Below are 7,136 nucleotides of genomic sequence, written 5' to 3'. Positions count from 1 at the left end.
CTGGAGCGGCTCGCCCGTCGCGCGGCGGCATACCAGCGCCTGCCACTCCTCCCCCTTGTCCGGGGGCAGGAGTTCGTTCCAGGCGAGCAGTAGCGCCGCGCGGTCCATCTCCAGTACATGCAGGAGCAGTCGCTCCGCATGGCTGCGCCCATCCTCGACTCCGTTCGCTTTAAGCCAAGATCCCGCCTTCACGCAAGCTTGCCTGAGCGTCATCGGCAGCTCGTACCACCGTTCGTCCGCCTTCGTCTCTTGCCCCATTGCCGCCACTCCCCTTCCATTATTTCGTACCGCCGCATTCCGCACTTGTTCCATACCCGAGAATTTTGTCCCAATAACGTCTCTCAGGAGGCCGTCGATTCATTGTGCGCAAAACTAGAAATGAAGCACCTGCAATCAATCATCGCCAACCTGTTAAGGAAATGGGAGCCCTTATATGGATCTTTTGGCATGATTTTAAAACCTAACGGAACCCTGCGACGTTATTGACGAGAAATCCAGGCAAACCGCAGACTTTTGACCATTATAAGGGCTGTCAGTTCCATTAGATTTGCGAAATGCTGCTTTTTGCCGAAATAACGCCTTTGATTTCCGTTACAGTTGTTTTCCGTTCATTTCTTACCGGACACTTGCCCGCAATTTCAACTTTGCACAATTACAGCGTTTCTCAGGTCCGTTAGAAATGAGAAAGTCTCATTTCCGCCGAAATAAGGTCTCTCAAGTCCGTTAGCGCGCAGACTACCAGCACAAAAAAGGATGAACCGCCGCGACAGCTACTTGCTTCTGGCGGCGTTCATCCGGCTTGTCGTTGCCTCGTATTGTCTTGGGCGATTAGATGCCCATCGTCTCGCGCTCCAACAGCTCGGCTTGCTCCGCGATCGTCAGCGACGAAATAATTTCGCTCATGTCGCCGTTCATGACGGAATCCAGCTTATGAAGCGTCAAGTTGATGCGGTGGTCCGTTACGCGGCTTTGCGGGAAGTTGTACGTGCGGATCCGTTCGCTCCGGTCGCCAGTGCCGACCTTGCTCTTGCGCTCGCCGGCATACTTTGCTTCTTCCTCTTGGCGCTTAATATCATAAATCCGCGCGCGCAAAACTTGCAGCGCCTTCGCCTTGTTGTCGTTCTGGGACTTGCCATCCTGACATGTCGCCATAATGCCTGTCGGCACGTGAAGCACTCGCACAGCCGACTTCGTCGTGTTGACGGACTGCCCGCCGGCGCCGCTGGAGCAAAAGGTGTCGATTCGAATGTCCTTGTCGAGGATCTCGATCTCGACATCCTCTACTTCCGGCATAACCGCGACCGTCGACGTCGATGTATGGATGCGTCCGCCGGATTCCGTTACCGGAATGCGCTGAACACGATGCGCGCCGCTTTCGTACTTCATCTTGCTGTACGCGCCTTTGCCATTGATCATGAAGATAACCTCTTTGAATCCGCCCAGATCGTTTTCGCTGAAATCCATCAGTTCCGTACGCCAGCCCTGGGTATCCGCGAACTTCGTGTACATACGATAAAGATCATACGCGAACAACGCAGCTTCGTCGCCGCCGGCCGCGCCGCGAATCTCGACGATAACGTTTTTGTCATCGTTCGGATCTTTCGGCAGCAGGACGATACGCATTTTCTCCTCCAGCTCTTCTTTGCGCGGAGTCAATTCATCGATCTCCATTTTAACCATCTCGCGCATCTCGTCATCGAGCTTTTCGCCCAGCATCTGCTTGGCATCCTCCAATTGTTCCGAGACCTGCTTATATTCCGTATAAGTTTCATACGCTTCTTGTAAATCCGACTGTTCTTTTGACAGCTCCCTCAGCCGCTTGGGATCGCTGGATACATCCGGATCGCACAGCAGCTCGCTCAGCTTCTCATATCGGTCGGCCAGTGCTTGTAAACGGTCAAACACGTTCGTCACCTCGGTTTAATTTCCTTTAGATTATTCTTTAGTATACCATATCGTGCCCGCCTGATCGATATGTGGTTTACTTTGTCATCCATTCCAGTCTCTTGGACGCATTTTAAAGCATTATAAAGTTATACACAGATTGCACACAAAACATGATTGTTTATCCACATTTTAACGGCAATTTATCCACAGCGTGTGCACAGTATGTGCACATCTTGTCCACATCCAGGAAATTTGCCGCTTTTGCCGCAACTTTTGAACAGAATTTTGCGATTTTTTGGATAATTGATTTCATACCGATTTAAAAAAGATCGATAACGTATATACGTCATCGATCCAATGGTTTTATTCGTTATCCCGATTGGTACACCGTTTGCCCGGCCGCGACCGTCTCCCGGCGCTTTGCTCTGAGCATCGCGGTCCTCTGCCAATTGATGCCAGATGTACTTCGGATGCCGGGACTCTGTATTCGACTTCGAGAGCGTAGGGTCGTGAAGCGAATTACAGGCCACGACTAAAATCTTTCTGCCTTGCGACCTCTTCGATCCCGAAAATAACGGAGGAGTAAAATGGGTTAATAATAGTCGGAATAATGACGCCAATTGTCCGGCTTTTATTTTCCTTGAGCTGCTTGCCGATCAGCCTTTGTCTGCTTGCTGACCGGGTAGCCGCTGTTGCTCATTACTCTGGATACCGTAGCTGACGAAACTTGGGCTGCTTTGGCTATATTATGTATCGTTGTCGGCTTCTTCATCATTATTCCCCCGCACTGTCGTTATTATGATCATTACAATTAAGACACCCGCTATACATAGTTTAACCCAACCGTATATGGGAACGGAATCGGCAACGCCGAATGATGGCCGTTTTCTCCGACAGTCGGATCAAATAATAAGGCAATGCGATCCGCATCGTCCATATCCTGGAGCATCGTTGCCAGGTCAGAGCCCGCTGTTCCTCTTGCGCGCCAATACGGCCCAAGCTGATTGTACAAATGTTCGGCATTTACAATATGGACGGTGCCTGAATTCCGTTCCGACAAAGCAGGAATCGACTCCAGCACTTCATTTAAGCCGGTTTCAAACCAGTTCACATGAATGTCCAGATTCGGAAGATCATACGCACGAATGGCATGGCCCAGAATGGCCGCAGTCGCCTCTGGCTCGCCAGCCCACTCTATAATAAACGGAGTGCGCGCAGATGCCTTATCACCCGTTGCCATAATCACGAATGCGACAGGTTCGCCCTGTCTCTCAGCTACAAGCAGTGTGTGCTGCATCTTCACATTGCTGGCGAATGCTTCAGCACGAATAAGCGCTGCCAGATCGTTCACGCTCTGCTCATAATAGGCGGTTCTAGTCCGCATAAGCTCGACTAGCTTGAACAGATCTGTCGCGCGCCATTCCCTTATGCGAATCCCGACATCTCCAGAGAGCGATCGAATTTTCCTAATATTGTCTTGATTCAGAGTATACTTCTTCATTCTGCCAAACGGATAACAGCCCGCTCTTGCATACAATGAACGTTTACCCGACACTAATATAAGGGAAGCGCCCGCGGCATCGGCATGCGCGAATACCGACGATAATAATTGGCTCGCGTAACCGTTGCCTCTTGCATCCGGATGCGTGCAAACCGCACCGATAGAGTATATATGCAGCCTGGCTTCTCCAACCTGAACGACGGCTGGTACGAATCCCATGAAAGCCACGAGCTCATCATTTACAAATGCGCCATATGATTGCCTCAGACTCGGCGAGAATACGAACGGGTACGCATCCCGCATCGATCTATGTTCATCATCGCGGAAGATGCTGTCGGCCAGACGTATCGCAGCATCAAATTCATTTTCTTGCAATAATCGAATATTTGCCATCATACTCCCCATCCTTCTTCATTGCTCAAGTTTGTTCCTCGATTATATCAACAGCTGGATCCTAATGGCAATCGATTTCTATAAGCACAATTGGATAGCATTTTCCAGCATGATCACTCGACGGATTTGTGACGATGGAGCGATGTGGCAAAATAAAAACGTCCGCAGCCGGTCCTGCAGCCGTTGCGGACGTTTATTTAGATGGATTTATACGTTGAAACGGAAATGCATGACATCGCCGTCGCGTACAACGTATTCTTTGCCCTCCAGGCGAAGCTGGCCCTTCTCGCGAACCGCTCCCATGGAACCCGCCGCGGCGAGATCCTCGAAGGACACAACCTCCGCCCGGATAAAGCCGCGCTCGAAGTCGGTATGGATAACACCGGCTGCCTGAGGCGCTTTGGTTCCTTGACGGATAGTCCATGCGCGCACTTCCTGCACGCCAGCAGTGAAGTACGTATAGAGACCCAGCAGCTTGTATGCCGCGCTAATGAGACGATTAAGACCGGACTCCGCCATGCCGAGTTCTTCCAGAAACATCGCCTTGTCGTCGCCTTCCAGCTCGGCGATCTCGGACTCTACCTTCGCGCTGATCGGCACGACTTCCGCGCCTTCTTCGGCCGCGAATTTGCGAACGAGCTGCACGTATTCGTTGCCGTCCGTGTCAGCCGCCTCTTCTTCGCTGACGTTTGTCGCGTAAAGCACCGGCTTCATCGTAAGCAGGTGAAGATCGCGTACAAGCAGCTTCTCATCGTCCGTCAGCTCCAGGCTGCGAGCCGGCTTGTCGTTGTAGAGAGCTTCCTTTAGACGCTCCAACACCTCAACCTCTTGAGCGACCTTCTTGTCGCCGGACTTGAGGTTTTTGCGGGAACGCTCAATCTTTTTCTCGACGGAATCCAGATCCGCCAAAATAAGCTCCAGATTGATCGTTGTAATGTCGCCGATGGGATCCACTTTGCCGGCTACGTGCGTAATGTTCTCGTCCTGGAAGCAGCGAACGACGTGAACAATCGCATCCACCTCGCGAATATGTGCCAGAAACTTGTTGCCAAGTCCTTCGCCTTTGCTCGCGCCTGCGACCAGTCCGGCAATATCAACGAATTCGAACGCCGTCGGTACGATGCTCTTTGGCACAACCAGCTCCACCAGCTTGTTCAGACGCTCGTCCGGAACTTCGACAACGCCGACGTTCGGATCGATCGTACAGAACGGATAATTCGCAGACTCCGCGCCCGCTTGCGTAATCGCGTTAAACAAAGTCGACTTGCCGACGTTCGGCAATCCGACGATACCACAAGAGAGTGGCATTTATATCATCTCCTAGTCTTTTCATCTCTGGTCATTATAACTTATGACTGTACAATATTAAAGCTAAGTCATTTCATTGTGTAAGCCATTTACTCTGGATAGAATCAAAAAGCGACAGCCGCGGACGAGAAAAAAAGTCCAGGGCTGTCGCCGTCATATTGATCTAACGTTTTTCGTAAGAGTTTAACGTAAGCGCCCAATGGCAGTTGCGTTCGCCGCATGACCACTTTAACACCGGCGAGATATCGGAATTTTAGCCACAGATAGCCACAGATTGGTTAATCTGAACCGCCGATAGGCTCTAAAAAATTCATCATGACAGTCGCAACCTCCGCTCTTGAAGCAGGAGCCTCCGGCGCGAATAAAAGACCTGGCTTGCCTTGCATCAAACCCGCCGAGGACACTGCTTGAATAGCACCTTTTGCCCAATCGGCGGCCTGATCGAAATCCGCATAAGTTAATAAACCGAGATCCGCTTCCACCAAGCCTGCCGCGCGCGTTACCATGACAGCTATCTCCTGACGGCTTATGCTCTCGTTCGGAGCAAATCGTCCCCCGCCTACGCCGGCAATAATTCCCGCTTTGTAAGCGGACAGGACAGCTCCCTCGTACCAAGCACCCTCTTTCACGTCCGCGAACACGCCCCGGCTTGCCTCCGGTTCCAGCTTCAGAGCCCGAGCCAGCAACACCACGAACTCCGCCCTGGTTACCGCTTGTGCTGGCTCAAAGAGGCCCGATGGATATCCTTCCATCACGTACCTTGAAGCAAGAAACTTGATTGAACTATGCGCCCAATGGGATTTCGGCACATCCTCGAAAGTCTTGTTGAACTCGAAAACCGCATAAAGGCTTAGATGATGGAACTTCGCCGTCACGAGCTTAGAGTCGCTATCCGCTTCCCCACCTGTATATTCCCACAGCCGGGTCTGTTTGTTGTAGAAATACATGCCGAGAAGGTTTTCATCCAGCCCCTCATCATCATATGGAAGACTAATTTCAACTCCGCCAAACACTTCCTCGGAGTAGGTTATGGTCCCGTTCGGCAGGATAATGGCGATGGAGATATTATAAAGCGGGCCCCCCAGTCTTAGATCAGCGTCTTGCTCCGGCGCTTCAATCCGGTCAGCCGCGAGTGCGAGCTCGAACTGGAAGCTCGCTCCTACCGGATAGTTTGCTTCCTCCAGAAGAGCCTTCAGCACTTTGGGCTCTACTGTCATTACGGCGCCATTTGCCGCAAACTGTACAGGCACCTCTTTCCACTGTTCAGTACGAATAATAGCCTTTGATTTTCCTTTAGCAACGCTCACGGTTTGTTTGCCATCTGCTAGCTCGATCGTTACTTCGGAATCCTGATTCGAACCGGTTACCGGCGAAACCGGATAAACGGGATGGCCCGCCGACTGGCCGTTAAGCGCCTTCCTCTGCTCGATCGGCAGCTGCTCAATTTCGTCAATCGACATCGAACCGAATCGATCCTCGAGTATCGACAGCGGCTCTAGTTGCGCTACCGTATTCCACAGCAACCAGACTCCGATGCCGTAATATTGCAGCTCGGTGACGCTGCCGCCTTCCTCGACCAGCCCCGGATGGGCATACCCCCAATCCCCCTTCCAATCAGCCGTATAATTGGCATTGTTTTGAAGCAACTTGGCAAAATTCAAATAAACGGCATCGTCTGTCAACAAGTAGAGACGATAATAAGCTGCGCCCATATAAGCCATATATTGATCGGCATACGAGTGTCCCGTAGATACGAGGGATTGCCCGACTAATCCGCTCTCGGGAAACGGAGACGGACTCTTCTGAAAGATATGACCATCTGTCGCATTGCTTGGCAAACTCGAGCTGGAAGATGCCGTTGTTGGCTGGTTCAACGCCACATTATGCCCTTCGGCGTTCAGCACCTCCATCTCCCAAACGCTGACCCAAGCCCCGGGGTCGCCTGTCCCCGTAACGGTCAGTCGAACGTAACGAGCAGTAGCGCTGCTAGCATCCTGATAGAATGGATCTCCCGCAGTCCCATTGCTGGTTCGGTCGGCATACAGCG

The 7,136-nt window shown here is 51.7% G+C and carries 5 protein-coding genes and 1 pseudogene; all 6 read right to left on the bottom strand.

Going from position 1 to position 7,136, the window contains the following annotated elements:
• A pseudogene (locus tag PAT3040_RS14000) lies at positions 1-258 on the bottom strand (hypothetical protein); the annotation flags it as partial.
• A gap of 570 nt (positions 259-828) precedes the next feature.
• Positions 829-1,905, bottom strand: a complete 1,077-nt coding sequence (prfA, locus tag PAT3040_RS13995) for a peptide chain release factor 1 (protein ID WP_108993210.1) — start codon at positions 1,903-1,905, stop codon at positions 829-831.
• 613 nt (positions 1,906-2,518) lie between these two features.
• A complete protein-coding gene (locus PAT3040_RS38640) occupies positions 2,519-2,659 on the bottom strand; it encodes a LacI family DNA-binding transcriptional regulator (RefSeq protein WP_258234971.1) in 141 nt (46 codons plus the stop codon).
• A 51-nt stretch (positions 2,660-2,710) separates the two neighbouring features.
• Entirely contained in the window at positions 2,711-3,784 is a 1,074-nt protein-coding gene (locus PAT3040_RS13985; RefSeq protein WP_181376607.1) for a GNAT family N-acetyltransferase, read from the bottom strand.
• 204 nt (positions 3,785-3,988) lie between these two features.
• Entirely contained in the window at positions 3,989-5,089 is a 1,101-nt protein-coding gene (gene ychF, locus PAT3040_RS13980; RefSeq protein ID WP_108993206.1) for a redox-regulated ATPase YchF, read from the bottom strand.
• Positions 5,090-5,367: 278 nt separating this feature from the next.
• A partial coding sequence (locus tag PAT3040_RS13975; protein ID WP_146200430.1) for an S-layer homology domain-containing protein occupies positions 5,368-7,136 on the bottom strand: 1,769 nt, incomplete at its 5' end.

It is taken from the genome of Paenibacillus agaridevorans (genome assembly GCF_003112455.1).
Lineage (GTDB): Bacteria > Bacillota > Bacilli > Paenibacillales > Paenibacillaceae > Pristimantibacillus > Pristimantibacillus agaridevorans.
Note: the sequence above shows the minus strand (reverse complement) of the source record. Positions and strands in the feature narration are given on the sequence as shown.